Source organism: Nonomuraea sp. NPDC050643 (assembly GCF_040654715.1).
GTDB lineage: Bacteria > Actinomycetota > Actinomycetes > Streptosporangiales > Streptosporangiaceae > Nonomuraea.
In genome coordinates, this window is record NZ_JBFAIM010000120.1 from 1 (window position 1) to 21827 (window position 21827).

At 72.8% G+C, this 21827-nt stretch carries 13 protein-coding genes and 1 pseudogene; 5 read left to right on the plus strand and 9 right to left on the minus strand.

The window, feature by feature from the left end:
• From AB0I15_RS64725 to AB0I15_RS64735, 3 genes are all read right to left on the minus strand, one after another.
• Positions 1 to 192, minus strand: a 192-nt coding sequence (locus tag AB0I15_RS64725) for a hypothetical protein (RefSeq protein WP_358120135.1), incomplete at its 3' end; no start/stop codon positions are given.
• Between the two features lie 41 nt (positions 193 to 233).
• Positions 234 to 1442, minus strand: coding sequence for a hypothetical protein (locus tag AB0I15_RS64730; protein ID WP_358120137.1), 1209 nt, complete (start codon positions 1440 to 1442; stop codon positions 234 to 236).
• The gene (locus AB0I15_RS64735; RefSeq protein WP_358120140.1) at positions 1442 to 4456 is read right to left on the minus strand and encodes a hypothetical protein; all 3015 of its coding nucleotides are present in this window, start codon (positions 4454 to 4456) and stop codon (positions 1442 to 1444) included. Before AB0I15_RS64735 ends, AB0I15_RS64730 begins: the two co-directional genes overlap by 1 nt.
• Positions 4457 to 4916: 460 nt before the next feature.
• Between AB0I15_RS64735 and AB0I15_RS64740 the strand changes: the two genes are divergently transcribed.
• On the plus strand, positions 4917 to 6071 hold the full coding sequence (locus AB0I15_RS64740) for a PP2C family protein-serine/threonine phosphatase (RefSeq protein ID WP_358120143.1): 1155 nt from the start codon (positions 4917 to 4919) through the stop codon (positions 6069 to 6071).
• Here the strand turns inward: AB0I15_RS64740 and AB0I15_RS64745 are convergent.
• Positions 6053 to 10405: a helix-turn-helix domain-containing protein gene (locus tag AB0I15_RS64745; protein WP_358120145.1), complete on the minus strand. Its 4353-nt coding sequence runs from the start codon at positions 10403 to 10405 to the stop codon at positions 6053 to 6055. The genes AB0I15_RS64740 and AB0I15_RS64745 overlap by 19 nt on opposite strands.
• Positions 10406 to 10560: 155 nt before the next feature.
• Entirely contained in the window at positions 10561 to 10713 is a 153-nt protein-coding gene (locus tag AB0I15_RS64750) for a hypothetical protein (RefSeq protein ID WP_358120148.1), read from the minus strand.
• 116 nt (positions 10714 to 10829) lie between these two features.
• Between AB0I15_RS64750 and AB0I15_RS64755 the strand changes: the two genes are divergently transcribed.
• The 3 genes from AB0I15_RS64755 to AB0I15_RS64765 all read left to right on the plus strand — a co-directional run bounded on the left by AB0I15_RS64755 (position 10830) and on the right by AB0I15_RS64765 (position 16256).
• Positions 10830 to 12332, plus strand: coding sequence for a hypothetical protein (locus AB0I15_RS64755; protein WP_358120151.1), 1503 nt, complete (start codon positions 10830 to 10832; stop codon positions 12330 to 12332).
• Positions 12333 to 12601: 269 nt separating this feature from the next.
• Positions 12602 to 13765: a histidinol-phosphate transaminase gene (locus AB0I15_RS64760; RefSeq protein ID WP_358120154.1), complete on the plus strand. Its 1164-nt coding sequence runs from the start codon at positions 12602 to 12604 to the stop codon at positions 13763 to 13765.
• Positions 13766 to 13952: 187 nt separating this feature from the next.
• On the plus strand, positions 13953 to 16256 hold the full coding sequence (locus AB0I15_RS64765; RefSeq protein ID WP_358120157.1) for an excinuclease ABC subunit UvrA: 2304 nt from the start codon (positions 13953 to 13955) through the stop codon (positions 16254 to 16256).
• 66 nt (positions 16257 to 16322) lie between these two features.
• On the opposite strand, the gene AB0I15_RS64770 is transcribed toward AB0I15_RS64765, so the two are convergent.
• The 3 genes and pseudogenes from AB0I15_RS64770 to AB0I15_RS64780 all read right to left on the minus strand — a co-directional run bounded on the left by AB0I15_RS64770 (position 16323) and on the right by AB0I15_RS64780 (position 18845).
• Positions 16323 to 17192: a hypothetical protein gene (locus AB0I15_RS64770; protein WP_358120159.1), complete on the minus strand. Its 870-nt coding sequence runs from the start codon at positions 17190 to 17192 to the stop codon at positions 16323 to 16325.
• Between the two features lie 33 nt (positions 17193 to 17225).
• Complete coding sequence (locus AB0I15_RS64775; RefSeq protein WP_358120162.1) at positions 17226 to 18122, minus strand: LD-carboxypeptidase; 897 nt, start codon at positions 18120 to 18122, stop codon at positions 17226 to 17228.
• Positions 18109 to 18845, minus strand: a pseudogene (locus tag AB0I15_RS64780) (Sir2 family NAD-dependent protein deacetylase). The gene AB0I15_RS64775 and the pseudogene AB0I15_RS64780 overlap by 14 nt, the downstream one beginning before the upstream one ends.
• 30 nt (positions 18846 to 18875) lie before the next feature.
• Between AB0I15_RS64780 and AB0I15_RS64785 the strand changes: the two are divergent.
• A complete protein-coding gene (locus AB0I15_RS64785) occupies positions 18876 to 19760 on the plus strand; it encodes a sulfotransferase (RefSeq protein WP_358120165.1) in 885 nt (294 codons plus the stop codon).
• On the opposite strand, the gene AB0I15_RS64790 is transcribed toward AB0I15_RS64785, so the two are convergent.
• Positions 19732 to 21618, minus strand: a complete 1887-nt coding sequence (locus AB0I15_RS64790) for an ABC transporter ATP-binding protein (RefSeq protein WP_358120168.1) — start codon at positions 21616 to 21618, stop codon at positions 19732 to 19734. The genes AB0I15_RS64785 and AB0I15_RS64790 overlap by 29 nt on opposite strands.
• Between the last annotated feature and the right edge of the window lie 209 nt (positions 21619 to 21827).

The following is a 21827-nucleotide window of genomic DNA, read 5'->3' on the forward strand; positions in this document are numbered from 1 at the left end:
CAGGCGCAGCACGGCGCCCCGCAGCGGGGCCGCCGCCCGCTCGAACGAGCTCCGCTCGCCCGCCAGCCGCCGGTCGGCGGCGAGCAGCCGCTCGGTGAGCCGCCGCAGGTCAGGATGGCCCAGGCCATCGAGCAGGCGTGCGGGCAATCCCGTGGTACGCACCAGCGCCCACGGATACAGCTCGACGGCCATTTCTCCCCCACCGGTCGAAACCCGCCATTCTTGTAACGACGTCACCCGTGTCCCCTTCCAGCCAGCCCGGCGGCTACCCGCTCACACGGATCCCACGCGTACACGGGCGGTGCCGACGCGGCGACGGAGCAGGCGGCCAGCCTGCCGGGCGGCAGCCCGGGCAGCCGGGCGAGCCACTGCCGGATCATGGCCGCCACCTCGTAGGCCCTCATGGTCTCGGGCGCGTCGAACTCGATCCACCGGGCCAGATCGTTGCCCGCCTCCGGCGGGAACCGCATGCTCTGCCCCGCCCACACCGACCGGATCCCCATCCGGTACGGCCTCAGCCCGGCCAGCCGGACCCCACCGGCCCCGTCGGCCAGCAGTTCCAGCGACTCCCCGACGACCCCGGCGGCCATCCCCGGCGCGCCGACGGCCAGCTCGCACGTCACCGGCGTCTCGGGCGGGATCGCGGCCATCAGCCGCCGCAGGTTGACGGTCATGCCGTTCAGGCCGGTCCCGGCGGCCAGGAAGTCGATCCGGGTCATGGTGATCGTCAGACCGCGGCAGCGGGCCAGCGCGTCGCGGGGGAAGGCCGCCACCCGTACGGCGTCCAGCCGGCCGGACCACGGGCCGCTCGGGGGCGGCAGGTCCCTGCCGGTCACCCAGCGAACGCGCTCGCCGGTGCCACCGTGCCAGTGGGGCCGGATCACCCGTTCGGGCGACCATTCCCGCCATTCGACCCCGGCCAGCGCGGGAACGCGCCGCAGCGCCGCCACCTGCTCGGCCACCAGCCGCCCGCACAGCGTCACCCGCTCCGCCCCCAGGGCGCGCACGAGCGCGAACGCGGCCGGGAGCTGCTGGGCGGCGTCCACCACGACCTGGGCCCGCCGTCCGGTGGCCGCCCGCTCGGCCAGCTCGAGCTCGGGGCCGAACAGCTCGCACCGGGTGGCCGCGCCGAGCACGTCCCTGCTGCTCTGCGTGCTGCCCTCGGCCAGTTCCAGGTCGTCGATGGTGAGCCGGACGGCGGGGTCGGCCGCCAGCCGCAGCGCCGTGCCGACCGCTCTGAGGTGCGCGTCGTCGTACGCCGCCCGTTCGAGGACGGCCGCCGCCGCCAGGGCGGACGGCGAGTGGCCGGCGGCGGCCCGCAGCCGGGCGGGGTCGGCCAGGCGCCGGACGAGGTGCTCGTTGAGGTCGAGCACCTCGCCTCCGGCCGGTGGCACGACCTCGGCGGTGAAGTCGGTGAACGGAGGCACGACGTACAGGTCCATCAACCGCCCTCTCCAGGCCACGGGTACGGGTGCGCCGCCTTCGGCCGGGGACGCCCCTGGCCCACGACCTGATCACACGGCTCCCCCACCGCCGCGCCACCCCACCCCTCCACCGGCCCGCCCGCCCCGGAAGGCGAGCCCACCTGTCTGTGCCGGTGCCCGGAACGTGCCTCGGCACGGACCTCGCCACGGACCTCGCCACGGACCTCGGCGCGCACGTCAGTGCGGGCGTCGGTTTGGGTACCGGCTTGGGGGTCGGCGCGGGTGCTCCGGGCGGGACGCAGGTAGACGCAGCGCAGCTCTGCGGTGAAGCGCTGCTCGCCCTCCCGCAGCCAGCACCCCTCCGGCCCTGGCAGCGCCTCCGTCACCGTGAGCCGGTCGGCCGCGTCCGCCAGCCTTCCCAGTTCTTCGATGAGCGCGGGCGAGCGCGTGTCCACGAAGACCGGCCTGCGCTCGCGCGCCGACGAGACGAAGAACGTGACCGGCAGATCGTGGATCTCCCGCAGCCGGGCCATGGCGACCAGCAGCTCGCGGTCGCCCGCCGCCTGCCCGAGCGCCCCGAACGAGGACCGTCCCACCCGCCACCGCCGCCGCGAGATGACGACGTTGTCCCAGGTCAGCCGAGGCACGCGGGGCAGGTCTCCGAGCCGGAGCGGCCGGATTCTGGGCAGGGCCAGCGCGGTGTGCAGGGCGGTGTCGTGCTCGCCGTTGTGGAACAGCAGCGGCTCCTCCATGCCCTTGGCGTGCAGGAGGGCACGCCGGCCGTCGCTGTGCACGTACAGCTCGTCGATCCCGACGCGGCGCCGGCGCGGGTCGGCGGCCACCCCGCCGAGCTCCAGCACCGGCCCAGGCAGCTCCAGCGGCACCAGCCCGTTGGCACGGCGGGAGATGACGTTGAGCGCGGTGAACCCGGACAGCGCCCGCCTGATCTCGGTGTCACGTTCGGCCAGGCAGGCGGCGCCCTCCTCGTGGAACTGCAGCGCCCACGGCGTGAGCAGCACGGCGTCGTGGAGGTCGCCGAGGATCAGCGGGGTCGTGCCGGCCTCGTACGCCTGCAGCGACGACGCGGCCACCATGACGTCGGCCGTGCAGAGCACCGGCGCGGCCGGCGGGGCGGGCTCGTCCAGCAGCCCGGCGAGGTTCAGCACGGTGGCCCCGGCCGGCGCGTCGCGCACGATGGCCGCGATCCGTGCCGAGAGGTGGTCGGCGTGCTGGATCTCCAGATCGCCGGTCGCCCGCAGCGCCTGGGACAGCTCGAACGTGCCGGCGCCGAGCCTCCCGGCCAGCAGCCGGTTGGTACGCAGCCTCGTCAGCTCGGCCTCCGCCGCGAGCAGGTCGAGCACCCGGGGCACCCGGCTCTCGAGGTCGGCCGCCAGCCCGCCGCCGGCCGTCACCTGCAACGTGCCTGCGGCGGCCTCGTGCACGATGACCCCGTCGTCGCGCCCCCCGCCTCCGGCCAGGGCCTCGATCCGCCGCTGCACGGCCAGCTTCACGTCGGGCGAGGCGGCGGGATACTGCCCGAGGAGCTCGGCGAGCTCCCCGACCCGCCGCCCGAGCGGCAACTCGCCGTCCGGCGCGGGCCGTGGGCCGGTCGCGGGCCGCCTGAGCTGCGCGGGCACTCCCGACGCCATCGCGGACGCCCGTGCCGACGTACCGGCCGCATCCCCACGCGAAGACCTGCCCACCGCGTCCTCACGCGAAGGCCCGCCCGCCCCATCCCTACGCGACGAAGACGCACGAGCCCCATCCCCACCCCCAGAAGCGCCCCCCACGTCCCCGCGCGAGGACCTACCCCCCGCGTCCCCACGCGCGGACGGGTCCGGAGTGGGGGCCTGTCCCTCTTTGAGGTCGCATCCGTCGTCCGCCGACCGCCGCTCGGAATCCGGGAGCGCGTGGCCCGGGGTGGCCGTGCCGTGGCGGAAGCCGCACTCGCACACGGTGTCCGGCAGCCCCCTGCCGGAGGCGGCGGGCTTCGGGCTCCGGCCGCGGCTCGCGGGAGTCCCCGGTCCACGAGCGGGCTGCGGCGTCATCCGCACCCCGGCGGCGGCCAGCCGTTCGCGGAGCCAGCCCAGGGTGTCGGGGATGGTGGCGGGCGGGCAGAGGTCGTGGGTGAGCAGCCCGCGGCGGACCGCCACGGCCAGCGCCGCCGAGGCCCGTTCCATGCCCGTGCCCGACTCCGCGGCGATCTCGGCCAGCGTACGCTCGCCGTCGCAGTGCCCCACGAAGGCGGCCCCGTCGGGCACGGCCCTCGTCCACGTCTTGCGCCGCGGCACCAGCCCCGCCACGATCCCCGGGTCGGCCAGGATGCGCTGCTGCAGCGCCTCGCCCACCCGCGCGGCCGGGTACGCCATCCGCCGCGCGCACTCGCGATGCCCCTCCCAGGTGTAGCCGCTGGCCCCGCCGGGCTCGATCGTCGCGTAGTTGATCGGCCCGAAGCAGCCCGCCGTCCCGCTCTTGGCCGACAGCTCCTGCAGGTGGGCGGCGATCTGGCGGCGTGGTTCGCCGCTCTTGCCACCGCGCCGCAGGTCCCGGTAGAGGCCGGGCGAGGAGCACACGAGCGCGTCGAGGAACCGCTCGTCGGCCACGATGCCGGCCATGGCGGCCCGTACGAGCGCCGCGTCCCCCGAGACCATGCCGGTCAGCGTGAGCCTGGCCTCCTCCAGCAGGCCGGTCACCTTGTTCCAGGCCGCCAGCCAGTCGCCGGGCGCGAGGGCGTCGGCGGGCAGGGGGCGCAGGTCGCGCAGCCGGCCGCGCAGACCGCGCGACAGCCGCCCGCTTCCCGCCGGGCCGGCGGGTACGCCTGCCGTGCCCTCCCCGCCCTCGGCGAGCAGGTCGAGCGCCTGCCTCTCCAGCTCTACGACCGCCACGGCCGCCTCCGCCGCCCTCGGGTAGGCGAGGGATAGCACCAGCGCCCAGGGGAACCCCGCGCTCCGCACGACCACGGTCGGCAGCAGGGTCCAGTCGCGTTGGCGCACGCGGTCACCCGCCCCGGCTCCCGCGCGTTCGATGTCCATATGGACCTCTTCCTTTCCTGGCATTAATGGAAGTGGCGCGCCTCAACTCAGATGCTTACAAGATCAATTTTCTGTGTCAATGAGTTCGCTGATTAGAAGAAAATGAGAGTTCACGATTCGGTCGATCACGACCCACGCAGAATGGGCCGCCAACACAAACAAACCCCGCCATAAGGGACGCCACTGTTTACTTTCCGTAGTTCATCTGCCTATCCTGCCTGTACAGAGCGTCAAAGCCCGGCCGCGATCTCTTTGACCGCCCAGATCGCCAACAATTTCGACGGGCATTCAAATAAACGCGATCTGTTTTCTTCCCGCCGTTCCGGGAAATCGCTTTGCCGCGCAGTTCGGGGGCCGTTCTCATTCGTCAGGGCAAGGTGGGGTCAAGGGCGCGCGCCAGCGGGCGGCGACGGCGAAACGGGCTGATAGAAGATGACATGGGAGGTGACGGGGACTGGTGATGGATGATGGGCGGCGGGGCGTCACGTTGCCCGGGGCGGGCCGGGGCGGGGTCACCTCCCGGCTCCGTACGCCGGTGTTCTGGGCGGGGCTCATCCTCGTCACCGCGGTGGTGGCCGCGCTCGACGTGACCACGGGCACGGCGGTGCGCCTGTGGCCGCTGCTGATCTTCCTGCCCGCCATCGTCTCGGGTCTGGGCACGGTGTGGCAGACGATCGTCGCCTCGGCGTGGGTGGTGCTGGTGGAGACCGGGATCGCCGCGTACCTGGGCGGGGAGGTGGACGACAATCTTCTGGCGGCCGGGTTCACGACGGTGTTCGGCGTGCTGAGCGTGATGGGGTGCCGCTACCGCGTGCGGCGCGAGGAGGAGGTCTACCGGCTGCGCTCGGCCGCCGCCGCCCTCCAGCGGCTGATCGTGCGCCCGCTGCCGATGCGTACGAAGGACGTGCTCGTCGATGGCCTCTACCAGCCGGTGGAGGAGGACGCGCTGGTGGGCGGCGACATGTACGACGTCGCCCCCTCCCGCTGCGGCACCAGGGTGCTGATCGCGGACGTCCAGGGCAAGGGCCTGCCCGCGATCGGGACCGCGCTGGCCGTGCTGGGATCGTTCAGGGAGGCGGCCTACCGGGAAGACCGTCTCACGGGCGTCGTGAACGCCCTGGAGAACTCCGTGGTCAGGCAGAACTCCTTCGCCACGCGGACCGGTGAGCCCGAGCGCCTGGTCACCGCCCTCGTGCTCGACATCGGCGCGGAAACGGTGGTCGAGGTGGTCGACTGCGGGCACATCGCGCCGTTCCTCATCTACGGCGGCGACGCCCGGCAGGTGAACCTGGGCGAGTCCGCCGTGCCCCTCGGTCTGGCGGAGCTGACGACGGCGCGGCGGCAGGGCGCGCGTTTCACCTTCCCGGTCGGGGCGACGCTGCTGCTGTGCACCGACGGCGTCACCGAGGCCCGCGACCCCGGCGGCGCGTTCTATCCGCTGGAGGAGCGGCTGCGGGCGTGGGCGCGCGACCCGCCCGCGAACCTCGCCGCGGCGCTCGGCGCCGACCTGCGGGCCTTCACCAGGGCCGCGCCGCGCGACGACATCGCCGTCCTCACCCTCCGCAGAATCGCCCACCAGAGTGATCTGCAGGGTTATCAGCAGGGCGGGTCGTAGGGCTGTTCCGGTAGATACCGGTTCCATTCCGCGACCGTGATCGGGTCTCCGGCGACGGCGCAGACGTGGGCCGCGACGCGTTCGGCGTCCATGCTCCACAGCCGTACCGACTTGTCGGCTCCGCCGGCGGCGAGGATCTTCCCGTCGGGGCTGAAGCCGACCATCCACACCGAGTTGGACAGCCCGGCCAGGTTCGCGTACGTGGTGGCCCGTTCGGGTGAGCGCATGTCCCACAGCCAGACGGTGCCGTCCCCGCTGCCGGCGGCGAGGAGGCCGCCGTCGGGGCTGAAGCTGAGCCAGTAGACGATGTTGTTGGGCCCGGTGAGCGGCCTGCCCACGGGGCGGGGGCGGCGGGGGTCGCGGATGTCCCACAGGCGGATCGTCTTGTCCGCGCCGCCGGCGGCCAGGAGGCCCGCGCGGGAATCGAGGGCCACGGAGTAGACCTCCTGGGTGTGGCCGGTCAGCGGTGGGGCCACGCGGACGGGGCGGGCGCGGTCGGTGACGTCCCACAGGTAGGCGTTGGTGTCGCCGCTCCCGGCGGTGAGCAGGCGGCCGTCGGCGCTGAAGGCGGTGGCGTACACGTTGGCGCCGGCGTCCTCGAGCGTGGCCAGCGGGACCGGTGCGGCGGGGTCGGTGACGTCCCACAGCCGCAGTGTGCCGTCGTCGCTGGCGGCGGCCACGGTGCGGCCGTCGGGGGCGAAGGCCACCGATTCGATGTTCTCGCTCGCGCCGGTCAGCGGGCGCGGCTGCCGTGCGGGGCGTCGCGGATCGGTGACGTCGAACAGGTGGACGGGGCCGTCGAGGGTGCCGGCCGCGACGAGCCCTCCGTCGGGGCTCTGCGCCGCGGCCCCGGACAGGCCGAGGCCGGTCGGTACGCTCATCGGCGGGCTGAGCGGGACCGGGTGACGCGGGTCGGCGATGTCGTACAGCCTGACCGTCTCGTCGGCACCGTCGGCGCCCACGAGCAGGCGCCGGCCGTCCGCGCCGATGGCGGCGGTGAACACGGTGTCCTTCGGGTCGGTGATCAGCGGGCCGGGGAGCGTCCAGAGGCGGGTGGTGCCGTCCTCGGCGGTGGTGATGAGCCCGCGGTCGTCGCCGAGGAAGCGCGCCTCGGCGACCGGCGCGGGGTGCGGCAGGAGCGCGATCGTCCGGCGGGTGGCCAGGTCCCACACCCAGGCCTTGTTGTCGGAGCTGGCCACGGCCAGGGTCTTGCCGTCAGGGCTGAAGTCGGCGAAGTTCACCAGGCCGGCGGGGCCTTCGATGGGGGCGCCGAGGCGGGCGGGCCGTCCGGGCCTGGTCACGTCGTAGAGCCGGACGGTCTTCTCCTCGCCGCTGGCGGCCACCGCGAGGGTTCCGCCGTCCGGGGAGAACGTCACGTGCAGGACGCTGCTGGAGCCGGTGATGGGCGTGCCTATCCGGGCGGGCCGCGCCGGATCGGTCAGGTCCCACAGGCGTACCGTGTGGTCGGCGCTGCCGGCGGCCAGCAGCCTGCCCCGAGGACCGAACGCGAGCGTCTGCACCGCCTCCGTGTGGCCGGTCAGGGGCTCACCGAGGCGCCGGGGACGGCGAGGGTCGGCGACGTCGTAGACGGTCACGGTGCCGTCCGCGCCTCCCACGGCCAGGACGCGGCCGTCCGCGCTGAAGGCGGGGGCCGGGCCGGCGGGAGCGGGAACGGGCTCGCTGACCGGGACCGGCCTCGCGGGGTCGGCGGACCAGAACCGGAGCGTCCCCGCTGCGGCGAAGGCGGCCAGCGTGCGGCCGTCCGGGCTGAAGACGAGCGTCCGCAACGGCTCGCCGCTCACGGGCGTGCCGAGCGCGACCGGTGCCCGATCACCACTGACCCGCCACAACCGCAACACCGCACCCCCGTCCCCCGCACTCCCTGACGGCGCAACACCGGACGGCGCGCTCCCGGGCTGCGGGCCGGTGGACGGCGGGCCCAGCGAGGGCGGGCCGGTGGTCGGCGCCGCACCGGACTGCGGGGCCGTGGATGGCGGGCCCGTGGATGGCGGGCCCGTGGATGGCGCGACGCTGGAGGGGGTGCCGCCGGGATGGGTGGTGGCGGAGGGATGGGTGGTGGCGGAGGGATGGGTGTCGCTTGTCGCCATGAAGCGTCCGTCGGGGCTGAACGCCACCCGTCGCGGTACGCCGGTCGGGCCGAGCAGCCGGGTGACCGACGGCCCGCCGTACGCGCTCAGCAGGCTCGACCGGGCCTCCACCGTGGGCGCCACCCGGTACGCGACCAGCGCCACCTGAGCCGCCAGCCCCGGATCGCTGTCACGCAGCCGGTTGGCGTCGGCGGCCAGTTGACGGGACACGGCCATGTCGCGCTCCTCGGTGAGCGTGCGCTGGCTGCGCAGGGCCAGCGCGGTGGCCGTCACCGTGAGCAGCACGAGCGTGGCCAGCACCGCGACCAGCGACCGCAGCCTCCTCGTACGCCGCCGCCCCGCAAGCAGCCCCTCCTCCTCCAGCCCGATCGAGGCCGCCAGGAAGTCGCGGGTCGAGGACGACAGCTCGTCCCGGTGCCCGCTGTCCGCCCAGTCGCGCACGGCGGCCAGCCGGGCGCCCCGATAGAGGGAGGCCGGGTCGTACCCCTCGCGCTCCCAGGCGACGGCGGCGTCGGCGAACTGCTGGGCGACGATGAGCCCGGCCCGGTCGGCGTCGATCCAGGCCCGCAGCCGGGGCCAGGCGTGGATGAGGGCCTCGTGGGTGATCTCCACGGCCTCGGAGCCGGCGGTGATCAGGCGCCGTTCGACGAACGTGTCCAGGACGTTCTGGATCTCCTCCGGGGACGCGTGCCCGGAGTCGGCCAGCAGCCGGTCCCGCGTCAGGCGGCGGCGCGTGTCCGCCATGTCCTCGGCGACGTGGACCAGCCGGATGAAGATCCGCCTGGCCAGGTCGCGCTGGGCGGGCGGCAGCTCGGCGTACGCCGACTCGGCGGTGTCGGCGACGGCGCCGCTGATGCCGCCGCAGCCCCGGTAGTCGAGCACGGTGAGCCTGCGGCCCCGGCTGCGCTGCCAGGTGGCCAGCAGCGCGTACGACAGCAGCGGCAGCGCGCCCACGTCGTGGGCCGCGCCGGTGCCCCCTTCGGCGGTGAGCGGCCGCAGGTCCCGCAGGAGCAGCTCGACCAGACCGTCCTCGATGCCGAGCCGGGCCTTCCTGGCGGGGCTGACGATCGCCTCGCGCAGCTCGTCCTCGGTCATGGGGCCGATGACGACCTGGCCCTCCTGCATCGCGCGGGCCAGCCGGGGGAAGCGCAGGACGTGGGGGTAGAAGTCGGCCCGTACGCCGAGGACGACGAGGGTGCGCGCGTCCGGGTCGGCCGCCGCCGCGCACAGGGCGTCCACGTACGCCCGCCGCTCGGCGGGATCGTCGCAGGCCGTGAAGACCTCCTCGAACTGGTCGACCACGAGCACCAGCCGGCCGTCCCCGGCGGCCCGCCGGCACGACTCGCCGCACCGCTCCGGCTCGGCCCACAACTCCTTCACGCCGATCCCGCTCTCCGGGAGCCGATCGGCCAGGGTACGCAGGGGGTCGGCACCGGGGGTGAGCAGGACCACGGGCCAGCCGTCCGAACCGGCCACCCCCAGGTCGCCCCGCAGCAGCGCCGGAATCAACCCGGCCCGCAACACCGACGACTTCCCTGACCCCGACGCCCCAACGGCCACCAGAGGCCCCCAGCCCCGATCACCACCACCACCGCCGCCATCCACGTCGGCAGCCACGTCGGCAGCCACGTCGGCAGCCACGTCGCCATCCACGTCGCCATCCACGTCGGCGGCCCCGCGACCGCCGTCGCCATCACCCCCGCCATCGCCGGGCGTCGCATCGCCAGGCATCGGATCCCCGGGCGTCGCATCGCCGGACATCGGATGGCCTGGCAGCGCAGCACCAGGCATCGGAGGGCCCGGCAGTCTGGCCCGTAGTTCGTGCAGCAGGAGCCGGATGGCGCGGTCCCGGCCGTAGAACCAGCCGGCGTGCTCGGCCTGGAAGCTCTCCAGCCCCCGGTAAGGGCTGGGCGCGCCGGCGGGCCGCCGCCCCGGCGCCCGGCGGACCTCGGCGAGCCGCTCCAGCCACAGCTCCACCGTGGCGGGATCGTTCACCCCGCACGCCGCGAGGATGCGCACCAGCACATCCGGCTGGGTCGCGGGCGGCAGATGCGCACCGCCGAAATAATCCCCGGCCGTGCTGTCAGGTATTCCGGCCGCCCTGGCGACGTCCCGGACGGTCAGCCCGGCGCGCTCCCGCAATGTCGTCAGCGCGCGGGCGAATCCGCTCCTGCCGGTGACCTGATCTGATGTGGTGCGCCCGGATCGCGTCCATTCATCGGCCATGGCGTTCTCTATCCAGGAAGCCAATACGCCGGCCCAGTGTAACCCCGCCCGATTGCCGTCCGAATGGTCTGGGCCCGCCCGCCAGGAGATGCGGGCGGGCCCAGTGTCCAGGAGCCGTGACCTGCGCGGTGAGGTGCCGGAGTGGCAGCTCGCGACTACCCCGCCGCGACCGGCTCCATGGTTTCGGTGGTGATGGAAGTGGTGATAGAAGGTTCCGATCTGGCCCCGCCGAGTTCCCAGCCGTCGTCGTCGTGGATCCAGCCGGCCATGCCGGTGTCAATCCCGTAAGCGACGCGGTTTCCCTCCATGCATGCCATCCCTTTGGTCTTCTGCCCGGTGCCCCGAGTCAATTCTGAAGAATTGACCTAAGGTGCAAAAAGGCCACCCTGTCCCGTTCCGCAGGTCGATTTGGCATGGAGGCGTGATGACAGGGGAGAATCCCATTCTGGAGATCGCGGGGCGGTGCATGCGGGCGCTGGCGGCCAGGGGCGAGCCGACCTCGATGGCGGCGATCGCGCGCCGGCTCGGCCGTGACGACAGCCTGGTCCGGCGGATCCTCAAGGGCGAGCGGCCGATCCATCCCGACTTCCTGCGGGATCTGGGGCTGTACGCGGGTGTGCCGGTGGCGGAGTTGTTCCACACGATGGGGTGGCTGCCGGAGAGCGAGCTGTCGGCGCAGGAGCTGGCCGCGCTGGCCGACGAGATGAGGCGGGCGGTGGGCACGCTGGAGAAGGCGGAGCCGTACCTGGCGCAGCTCGCCCAGCCGGCGCCGGCCGCGCCGGTCATGGCCGCGCAGCTCCTGCTCGACGACCCGGCCGCGGCCGAGCGGTTCGAGACCCGGCTGTCGCAGGTGGTCTCAGGAGACCGTTACCGCGCGGCGACGGCCACCGTCGCCGAGCTGGGCCCGCGGCCCGGCGTGCGCGCGCTGCCGGAGCGCGAGCTGGCGGCGCTGGCGGCCGCCTCCGCCCTGCACGTGCCGCGGGGCCCGCACGACGAGTTCGCCCTGGTCAGGCTGGAGCTGCGGGCCAGGACGCGGCGCCGGCTGAACAACGGCCAGGAGTACGCCTGGCAGGGCGGCGCGGGCCAGCGGACCTGGCGGCAGGCGGCCAGGGACTGGCCGGCGCACCTGCTCGTGCAGTGCGCCATCAGCGGCCGCCAGTTCCCCGCCGGGACCGTGCCGTGGACGTGCCCGGAGCCGAGGACGATCGTGATGATCGGCGGCCGACATGGGACGGGCGTGGCCGCGGCGCTGCTGGCCGAGGCGCTCGGCTGGCAGTTCGTCCTGGTCCGGAAGAACATCCTGGTGACCAGGTCGGGCCGCATCGGCGCGGTCCCCATCGACGCCGTACGCTCCCGCAACCGGAGCTGGATGGCCGTCGCCGAGCACATCGCCCGCCGCGACGCCGAGCGCGAGCCGTGGCCGGCGGTCGTCCTGGTCCGCCCGGCGGCCTTCGTCGCCGACGCGGGCGGGCTGTCGGAGCCCGAGGTGCGCGCGCTGCTCGCCACCCCCGCCAGGATCGTCACGGCCCGCCCGCCGGGGGCGTACCTGCGCTGGTGGGGCCGGCGGATCGAGGGCGACTACGCGCCCGGCCGTCACGACGGCGAGAGCCAGAGCCGGCGCATCGCCGGGCACTACGACGGGCTCGCCCGGCATCTCGCGCGGGCGGAGCGCCCCGCCGGGCACGATCTCTTCCTGCGCGTGCCGCCGCCGCGGGGCACGCAGGAGGAGATGCTGCCCGCGCAGGTGCCGCATCTGCCCGGCGAGGTCTTCGACCAGACGGTACGCGTGGCGTGGGCGACGCTGTCGTGGCTGTCGGAGGTGACGCGCACCCCGATCCGGGCGCGTCCAGGCCGGCTGCGGGGCTGGCAGACCCGTCTGCAGGCCGACCCGGACGCGGTGCTCCCCCGCCTCAGCGGACCGGAGTGAACGACTCAGCGAACCGGGGCGAGTGAACCGTCGTCGCCGTCCTCCTCGCCCCAGTCCGATTCGCCGCCGCCCCCGTCATTGGGTCCGCACGCGCGCTCGGTGTCCATGACGTCCCTCCCCTGGCGCCGGTCGATGGACCCAGGAGAGCTCGGTCAGCCCCGTACGGGGAAGCCGTCCGGCAATGCTCGGACAAGGTCGGACGAAACATCATGAACCACAACCTCCTGCGGCGCGTACCTACACACGTCGAAAAGGTCCATGGAGGTGTCGTGGAGCTCAGTCTCTTGCGGGCGCAGGCGCACAGCCCGTCGTACTTCTCACTTATGCGCAGCTCCTCGGGAGAGCGCGCCCCGGTGGACTTCTGCATCCCGTGCAACCCATATTTTCCAACGCCGGACATCTTCGAGCATCTCGGGAGAAATCTGGAGACGATCCTCAAGTTCTATCCCAGCGACGCGGGCACGATCACCGAGGAGCTCTGCTCCACGCTCGGGCTCCACCCGAAGACCGTCGCGATGGGCAACGGCTCCACCGAGCTGATCACCTGGATCGACCACCTGCTGGTGCGCGAGAGCCTGGCGGTGCCGATCCCCACGTTCGGCCGCTGGACCGACCAGCCGCTGGAGACCGGCAAACGGGTGGACATGTATCCGCTGCTGGAGGGCCGCAACTTCGCCCTCGACGTCAACGACTACGTCTCGTTCATCCGCATGCGCGGCTCCCGCGTGGCGGTGATCTGCAACCCGAACAACCCCGACGGAGGCTATCTGCCCAAACACGAGGTCCTGCGCCTGCTCGACGAGCTCATCGACCTGGACCTGGTGATCGTGGACGAGTCGTTCGGCGACTTCGTCGACGCCGAGCCGTATCCGGGCGTGGCCGCGGAGGCGGCGGTCCGGCCGAACGTGATCGTGCTGCGCAGCCTGGGCAAGAACTTCGGCCTGCACGGCATCCGCTTCGGCTACATGGTCGCCAACCCGGCGCTGGCCGGGCGCGTACGCGACGCCCTGCCCAAATGGAACCTGAACTCGTTCGCCGAGGTCGTGGTGTTCATGATGCGGCAGTTCATGGGCGAGTACGAGGAGAGCCTCAGACGGCTCAGCAGTGACAGGCGGGCGATGTTCCAGCAGCTCAGCACCATGCCGGGGCTGTCGGTGTTCGCCTCGCAGGGCAACTTCCTGCTGGTGAAGCTGCCGCCGGGGCACGACGGCGTGCCCTTACGCGACCACCTGCTCACCGAGCACGGCGTGTACGTCCGTGAGTGCGGCAACAAGCTGGGCACCACCAGCCAGTTCCTGCGCCTGGTCGTACGCCCCCAGGACGACGTACGGCGGCTGCTGATCGGCATGACGCAGTTCCTGTACTCGGGCAGCCTGCACGAGATCCCCGTGATCGGCCTGCACCACAGGGCCGTCAACCCGCTGTCGGCCTGATCCGGCCCGTCCCGGCCCGCCACGCCCCGGCGGGCCGGGAGGCCGCCCGGAACCTTGCGGGGGCCTGTCGCCCGACTTTCGCTGTGATTTCACCACTTGCTGGGATGCGCCGACGCTCCTCGGCCGATGTAAGCTGTCCCGGCTATCCCCTTACAGCATAAAAAGTCGGCCGACGATGGAAGGTTCCGTGCGCTCCAGCCACCAGGCAAGCACCGTCCAGCCCCGCGACCACACCGCCGCGGACAGCCACGACAACATCCAGGTCCGTGGCGCCAGGGAGAACAACCTCAAGGGCGTCTCCCTGGACATCCCCAAACGGCGGCTCACCGTCTTCACCGGAGTGTCCGGCTCCGGCAAGTCCTCACTCGTCTTCGACACGATCGCCGCGGAGTCCCGGCGGCTGATCGACGAGACGTACACGGCGTTCATCCAGGCGTTCATGCCGAGCCTGGCCCGCCCCGACGTCGACGCGCTGCGCAACCTGAGCGCGTCGATCATCGTGGACCAGGAGCGGATGGGCGCCAACGCCCGCTCCACCGTGGGCACCGCCACCGACGCCCACACCATGCTGCGGATCATCTTCAGCCGGATCGGCGAGCCCCATGCCGGCTCCGCCTCCGCCTTCAGCTTCAACCTGGCCGAGGGCATGTGCCCCGGCTGCGAGGGTCTGGGCAAGGCGTCCGAGATCGACGTGGACGAACTGGTCGACCGGGAGCTGTCGCTGAACGAGGGCGCCATCAAGGCCCCCGGGTACACGGTGGACAGCTGGCCCTGGCAGGTCGTGGCCGGCTCGGGCCTGTTCGACCCCGCCGTCAAGCTGAAGGACTTCACCGCGCAGCAGTGGGAGGACCTCCTCCACAAACCCGCCACGAAGCTCAAGTACGGCTCCAACAACTTCACCTACGAGGGCCTCGTCCCCCGGGTCAAGCGGAGCTACCTGGGCAAGGACCGCGAGTCGATGCAGACGGCGGCGCGCGCGTTCGCCGACCGGGCGGTCAAGCTCGCCCCCTGCACCGCCTGCGGCGGCTCCCGGCTCAACGAGGCCGCCCGCGCCTCGCTCATCCAGGGCAGGAACATCGCCGACTGCTCGGCCATGCAGATCAACGACCTGGCCGACTTCGTGCGCGGCATCGGCGACCCCACCGTGGGCCCGGTCCTCGACGGGCTGCGCTCGACGCTGGACTCGCTGGTCGAGATCGGCCTCGGCTATCTCAGCCTCGACCGCGAGTCGTCCACGCTGTCGGGTGGCGAGGCGCAGCGGGTGAAGATGGTGCGCCACCTCAACTCCAGCCTGACCGACGTCACGTACGTCTTCGACGAGCCCACGGCCGGCCTGCACCCGCACGACATCCAGCGGATGAACAACCTGCTGCTGCAACTGTGCGACAAGGGCAACACGGTGCTCGTGGTCGAGCACAAGCCGGAGACGATCGCGATCGCCGACCACGTCGTGGACCTGGGCCCGGGCGCGGGCAAGGACGGCGGGCGGCTCTGCTTCGCGGGCGACCTGACCGGGCTGCGCTCCTCGGGCACGCTGACCGGCCGCTACCTGGACCACCGCGTACGCCTGCGCGACGACGTCCGCCGGCCCACCGGCCACCTGCCCATCAGGAACGCCACCCTGCACAACCTGCGCGACGTGAGCGTGGACATCCCGCTCGGCGTCCTGACCGTGGTCACCGGCGTGGCGGGGTCGGGCAAGAGCTCCCTGATCCACGGCCACGTGGCGGGCCTGGACGGCGTGGTGGTGGCCGACCAGTCGCCGATCCGAGGCTCGCGCAGGAGCAACCCGGCCACGTACACGGGGGTGCTCGACCCGATCCGCACGGCGTTCGCCAAGGCCAACGGGGTCAAGCCGGGCCTGTTCAGCGCCAACTCCGAGGGCGCCTGCCCGGCCTGCAAGGGCATCGGGCTCATCTACACCGACCTGGCCATGATGGCCGAGGTGGCGTCGGTGTGCGAGGAGTGCGAGGGCAAGCGGTTCACGCCGGAGGTGCTGACGTACCGGCTGCGCGGCAAGAACATCAGCGAGGTCCTGGAGATGCCGATCTCCGAGGCCCGCGACTTCTTCCCCACCGGCCAGGCCGGCACGATCCTCGACCGGCTCGTCTCCGTCGGCCTCGGCTACCTGGGGCTCGGCCAGCCGCTGACGACGCTGTCCGGCGGGGAGCGGCAGCGGCTCAAGCTGGCCATCCACATGGCCAGGAACGGCAGCACGTACGTGCTGGACGAGCCCACCACCGGGCTGCACCTGGCGGACGTGGACCAGCTCCTGGCCCTGCTCGACCGGCTGGTCGAGGACGGCAACTCGGTCATCGTGATCGAGCACCACCAGGCCGTCATGGCTCACGCCGACTGGATCGTCGACCTCGGTCCCGGCGCCGGCCACGACGGCGGCCAGGTCGTCTTCTCCGGCACCCCGGCCGAACTGGTCGCCAAGGGCGACTCTCTCACCGCCATCCACCTGCGCGACTACGTCGACCGTCCCTGAACACCCACCGGCGGCCGGGGACACCCCCGGCCGCCGTCCGGAGGTCCGTCGGAGACGGCGCGGGGTTCAGACGGCCAGGCGGGCCAGCACGCGGGCGAACTCCGGCGGCGGGGCCACCACGAGCCGGGTGTGCCCGCCCTGCGTGACAAGGTCGGCCTTGATGAGCGTCAGCCGCTCCTCGTGCCACCAGTACACCTGCGAGCTGAGCCCCTCGGTACGCTCCGCGTGCACCCGCAGCCGCTCGATGGCGCGCACCACCCCGATCCCGTCGACCGGATGCACCAGCAGCGTGTACGGGTCCGGCAGCACCACCAGCACCCCGTCCGCCGGCACGGCGAGATAGTCGCCCAGCCACCGCAGATGCGTGGCGGCGTAAGGGCCGGCGGCCGTCAGCCGCGTCACCGGCGTGCCCGACAGCTCGATCAGCTCGGTCACCAGCCGCTCCTCGCGGCCGACGTTGGCCACGGCCAGGTCGAGCGCCTGCCCCGACGGCAGCGGCCAGCACCCGGCCTCCTCGGGCCGCACGGCGCGCGTGCCCACGGTGAGCAGTTCGACCAGGTCGGCGTTGAGGTGGCGCCCCACGACGCGGGTCAGGTCGGCCACCTCGTCCACGGCCTCCACGCGGGTCCGCAGCAGCGGCCCGGCCTGCCGCAGGTCGCACACGTCCAGCCGGTCGCCGGCGGTGGCGACGGCGTGCACGAGGTGCTCGGAGACGAGCATCGGCCAGTCCTCCCTGGCCCTGCGCCCGGCCTCGCGCCGCAGCCCCGTGAGCTTGACGACCAGTTCGCCGTCGCCCTTGAGCGTCACGGAGGACCCGTCATGGGCGAACTCGAAGGAGTATCCAAGGGACTCCGCGACGAGCGCGAGCAACGAGTCGAGGTCGACGTCCTCGATCGGCCGGCGCGAGGGCTCTCGGTCACGCCCGAACAAGTTCACGCGCCGTGTCCCTTTCTGTCGGATTCGTCCCCCCTACCTTGCCTGCTCGCCATCGCGGATCGGACCAGCTAGGGAGCACGATTCGGTATCGATAACACCAAGCTCACCCAACCACAGACTCATCTGCGGCGACCCGTGTCCGGCCGCGAGCCCGGCCACCACGGGCACGCCGAGCGACCCCAGCCGGTCCTCCAGCACCGGGTACGGATCCCCGCACCCCACCCACGACCCGAGCGCGATCCCCCGCACCCCGTCGAAGGCCCCCGCCTGCAGCAACTGGGTGAGCATCCGGTCGATCCGGTACGGCTCCTCGGCCACGTCCTCCAGGAACGCGATCCTGCCCTCGAACGACGGCTGCCAGCGGGTGCCGCACATCGAGGCGAGCAGCGACAGATTCCCGCCGGTCAGCACGCCCTCGGCCCGCCCCGGCGCCAGCACCCGGTCACCCCGGACGGGCTCGGACGCGCCGAACAGGGCGGCCCGCAGGCTCTCCCAGGTCAGCGGCTCGGGCCCGTGCTCGTCACCGGCGATGACGTCACAGGCGACCATCGGCCCGTGCACCGTCGGCACGCCCAGCTCGATGGCGAACGCGTTGTGCAGCGCCGTGATGTCGCTCGAGCCGATGAGCACCTTGCGCCCGGCCGCCCGCATGGCGTCCCAGTCGAGCAGGCCGAGGAGCCGGCCCGCGCCGTAGCCGCCGCGGGAGCAGAACACCGCGGAGACGGCCGGGTCGCACCAGGCCGCCTGCAGGTCGGCGGCCCGCGCGGCGTCGTCGCCGGCCAGGTAGTCGAGCCGCTGGCGGTCGAGCGCGTGCGCTCCGGTCACCACCTTCAGCCCGAGTCCCTCGATCCGCTCGACGCCCCGCCCGAGCAGGACGGCGGCGGCCGGCCCCGACGGCGAGACGATCGCGACGGTGTCACCTTGCTGCATCGATCAACTCCTTGACGAGCGTGGGCAGCGCCTGGCCGATCGGCTCTCTGATCACCTGATCGGCGAAGGGGTCGTAGGGCGTGGGCTCGGCGTTCACGATCACCAGCCGGGCGCCGGCGTCGAGCGCCTCGCCGCACGGCCCGCGGCGGGGTGCACGGTCAGCGAGGTGCCCACCGCCACGAACACCCGGCACGAGCGGGCGGCGCGCAGCGCCGCGTCCAGCACCTCGGGCTTGAGCGACTGGCCGAACGAGATCGTGTTCGACTTCTGGACGCCGCCGCAGCGCGGGCACGGCGGGTCCGCCTCACCCGCTTCCACGCGGGCCAGCACCTCGCTCATGGGCGTGATCAGGTCGCAGGACAGGCACTCGGCGCGGTGCATGGTGCCGTGCAGTTCGATGACCTTCTCCGGCGACGACCCCGCCCGCTGGTGCAGCTCGTCGATGTTCTGGGTGATGAGGGCGCGCAGCAGCCCCGCCCGCTCCAGGTCGACCAGCGCGTGATGCGCCGCGTTCGGGCGGGCGTCCCAGGCCGGCGATTCGAGCCTGGCCCGCCACGAGCCGCGCCTGACGTCGGGGTCGGCCACGTAGCGGTCGATCGTGGCATTGGCCTCGGCCTGCGGATTCCTGGTCCAGACGCCCTGCGGCCCGCGGAAGTCGGGGATGCCGGAGTCGGTGGAGACGCCCGCTCCAGTAAGGACCGACACCGGGGTTGGCTCGTTCACGTGGGAAACGGTGTCACACTTGTCCCTCGTATGCGACTTCCGCCCCACATACTCGTGGTCAACGGCATCAAAGTCCGCCGGCCGGTCTTTCTGCTCGGTGCTCCGCATTCCGGCGCGGACCTGCTGGCCCGCGCCCTGAAACGCTCGCCGGGCTTCCACGTGACGATGGGCCGCGCGAGCGTGGCGCACGTGCTGTACGCCTTCGCCCGCAAGCCGTCCATCGCCCGCACGTCGGGAGCCGTGCGCGTCATGCGCGACGCGCTCGCCGAGTCCTGGCAGGTGCTGCCCCGCTCCTGCGGCACGTGCGCCGAACCGTGCCGGGACGCGGGCGGGGTCACCGGCACCGGTCCCTGCGTGTCGGTCGCCGACGTCACCCGGTTCGGCGACGGCAGCCCCGACCTGATCTACAGCGCGCCCGTGCTGCTGCAGGCGTTCCCCGACGCCCGGTTCGTCCAGCTCATCCGCGACGGCAGGGACGTGGTGTCCGACATGCTGGCCGACCCGGCGTGCCTGGCCTGGTTCAAGCCGTCCATGCTGTCGGACCAGACCGAGTTCCCCAACGCGTTCCTGGGCGTCAACAAGGACGAGCACCTCGAACGCTGGAAGGGCATGCCGGCGGCGGGCAAGAGCGCGCTGCGCTGGCGCAGCGCCGTCCGGCTGAGCGCCGAGCTGCGCCGGGCCCTGCCCGAGGGCCAGCTCCTGACGCTGCGCTACGAGGACCTGGTCGGCAAGCCGCCGCAGTCGGCGGCGACGCTCACGGAGTTCCTGGAGACACGGGTGTCGAAGGCCATCCTGTACGGCGCCGCCGTGCCCAAGGTCGGCGCCTGGCGCACCCGGCTCAGGCGCGACGACCTCGAGCTGGTGCGGAAGGTCGCCAGGGAGGAGCTCACGCGGCTGGGCTACCAGAAGAGCTGAACTGGGTGCGATAGAGCTCGGCGTAGAGCCCGCCGCGCGCCAGCAGCTCCTCGTGCCCGCCACGCTCGGCGATGCGCCCGTCGTGCACGACGAGGATCTCGTCGGCCTCCCTGATCGTCGACAGCCGGTGCGCGATGACCAGCGACGTGCGGCCCTTCAGCGCGGTCTTCAGCGCCACCTGCACGGCCGCCTCGGACTCGGAGTCGAGGTGGGCGGTGGCCTCGTCGAGCACGACCACGCGCGGCGCCTTCAGCAGCAGCCTGGCCAGCGCGAGCCGCTGCTTCTCGCCGCCGGACATCCGGTAGCCGCGGTCGCCCACCACGGTCTCGAGCCCGTCGGGCAGGCTCTCGACGAGCTCACCGATCTGCGCGGCCCTGAGAGCCTCCCAGATCTCCTCATCGCTCGCCCCGGGCCTGGCGTAACGGAGGTTGGCCCCGATCGTGTCGTGGAAGAGATGAGCGTCCTGCATGACCACGCCAACGGTGTCGCGCAGGGAGTCGAGGGTGGCGTCGCGCACGTCGAGCCCGTTGACCCGGACCGCGCCCTCGTTGACGTCGTAGAGGCGCGACACCAGTGAGGTGATCGTGGTCTTGCCCGCGCCGCTGTGACCGACGAGCGCGACGAGCCGGCCGGGGGCGGCGGTGAACGACACGCCCTTGAGCACCGGGTGGGACGGGCTGGTGTCCTGCTTGGCCACCGACTCCAGCGAGGCCAGCGAGACCTCCTCGGCGGCCGGGTAGCGGAAGCTCACGTCGTCGAACTCGATCGTGACCGGCCCGCCGGGCACCGGCACGGCGCCGGGCCGCTCGGCCACCATGGGCTTGAGGTCGAGGATCTCGAAGACGCGGTCGAAGCTGACGAGCGCGGTCATCACGTCCACGTGCACGTTGGACAGCGACGTGAGGGGGCCGTAGAGGCGCATGAGGAGGGCGGCCAGGGCCACCAGCGTGCCCAGCTCGAACGCGCCGGAGACGGAAAGGACGCCGCCGATGCCGTAGACGAGGGCGGTGGCCAGGGCGGCGATCAGGCCGAGCGCGACCCGGAACACGGTGCCGTACATGCCGACGGTCACGCCCACGTCGCGCACCCGGGCGGCCCGCCGGCCGAACACCTCGGCGTCGTCCTCCGGGCGGCCGTAGAGCTTGGCCACCATCGCGCCGGCCACGTTGAACCGCTCGGTGGTCACCGAGCTCATCTCGGCGTCGAGCTGCATCTGCTCGCGGGTCAGCACCGACATGCGGCGGCCGACGAACTTGGCGGGCACGATGAAGATCGGCAGCAGCACCAGGGCGACCAGCGTCACCTGCCACGACAGCACCAGCATCGCGCCCAGCACCAGGACCAGGCTGACGACGTTGGACACCACGGACGACAGGGTGCTGGTCAGCGCCCGCTGGGCGCCGATCACGTCGGTGTTGAGCCGGCTGACCAGCGCGCCGGTCTGGGCGCGCATGAAGAATGCCACCGGCATGCGCTGGACGTGGTCGAACACCTCGGTGCGCAGGTCGTAGATCAGCCCCTCGCCGATGCGGGAGGAGAACCACCGCTGCACGAGCGTCAGCCCGGCGTCGACCACCGCGAGCCCGGCGATCGCCACGGCCAGCCCGACGACCATGCCGGGCCGCTTGGGCAGGATGCCGTCGTCGATGATCGCCTTCATCAGCAGCGGGTTGGCGATCACGATCATGGCACCGGCCACGACGAGCGCCAGGAACGCCGCGATCTGCCGGGTGTAGGGCCGCGCGTAGCGCGCGATGCGCCGCACCGTGCCGGGCCGCAGCCGCTGCTTCGTGACCGACTCGTCGCGCCGCAGCGACGTCATCATGCCAGGGCCGAAGCCCCCACCCATCATCGCCATCCGGGGGTTCCTCCTTCGTCCCCGGAGTCAGCGCCCCCGAGGCGCCTCGCGATTCCCGAGTCCGCTCAGCGCGTAAACACCACCCGCGAGGCCCTGCGCGCCGCTGAAAGCGCGCCGGGTCATGTAAGGAGCTCCGGGGCTTGATCCGCCCAGGGGTTCCAGGGTTGCATGAGCATCCCGGCGAGTTCGGTGGGTGGCGATGAGTGCGG

Coding starts and splice junctions, on each gene's coding strand:
- AB0I15_RS64745 (WP_358120145.1), bottom strand. CDS start 10,405: ATGGCCGATGAATGGACGCGATCCGGGCGCACCACATCAGATCAGGTC.
- AB0I15_RS64735 (WP_358120140.1), bottom strand. CDS start 4,456: ATGGACATCGAACGCGCGGGAGCCGGGGCGGGTGACCGCGTGCGCCAA.
- AB0I15_RS64750 (WP_358120148.1), bottom strand. CDS start 10,713: ATGGAGGGAAACCGCGTCGCTTACGGGATTGACACCGGCATGGCCGGC.
- AB0I15_RS64730 (WP_358120137.1), bottom strand. CDS start 1,442: ATGGACCTGTACGTCGTGCCTCCGTTCACCGACTTCACCGCCGAGGTC.
- AB0I15_RS64775 (WP_358120162.1), bottom strand. CDS start 18,122: ATGCAGCAAGGTGACACCGTCGCGATCGTCTCGCCGTCGGGGCCGGCC.
- AB0I15_RS64740 (WP_358120143.1), top strand. CDS start 4,917: ATGGATGATGGGCGGCGGGGCGTCACGTTGCCCGGGGCGGGCCGGGGC.
- AB0I15_RS64790 (WP_358120168.1), bottom strand. CDS start 21,618: ATGGCGATGATGGGTGGGGGCTTCGGCCCTGGCATGATGACGTCGCTG.
- AB0I15_RS64785 (WP_358120165.1), top strand. CDS start 18,876: ATGCGACTTCCGCCCCACATACTCGTGGTCAACGGCATCAAAGTCCGC.
- AB0I15_RS64755 (WP_358120151.1), top strand. CDS start 10,830: ATGACAGGGGAGAATCCCATTCTGGAGATCGCGGGGCGGTGCATGCGG.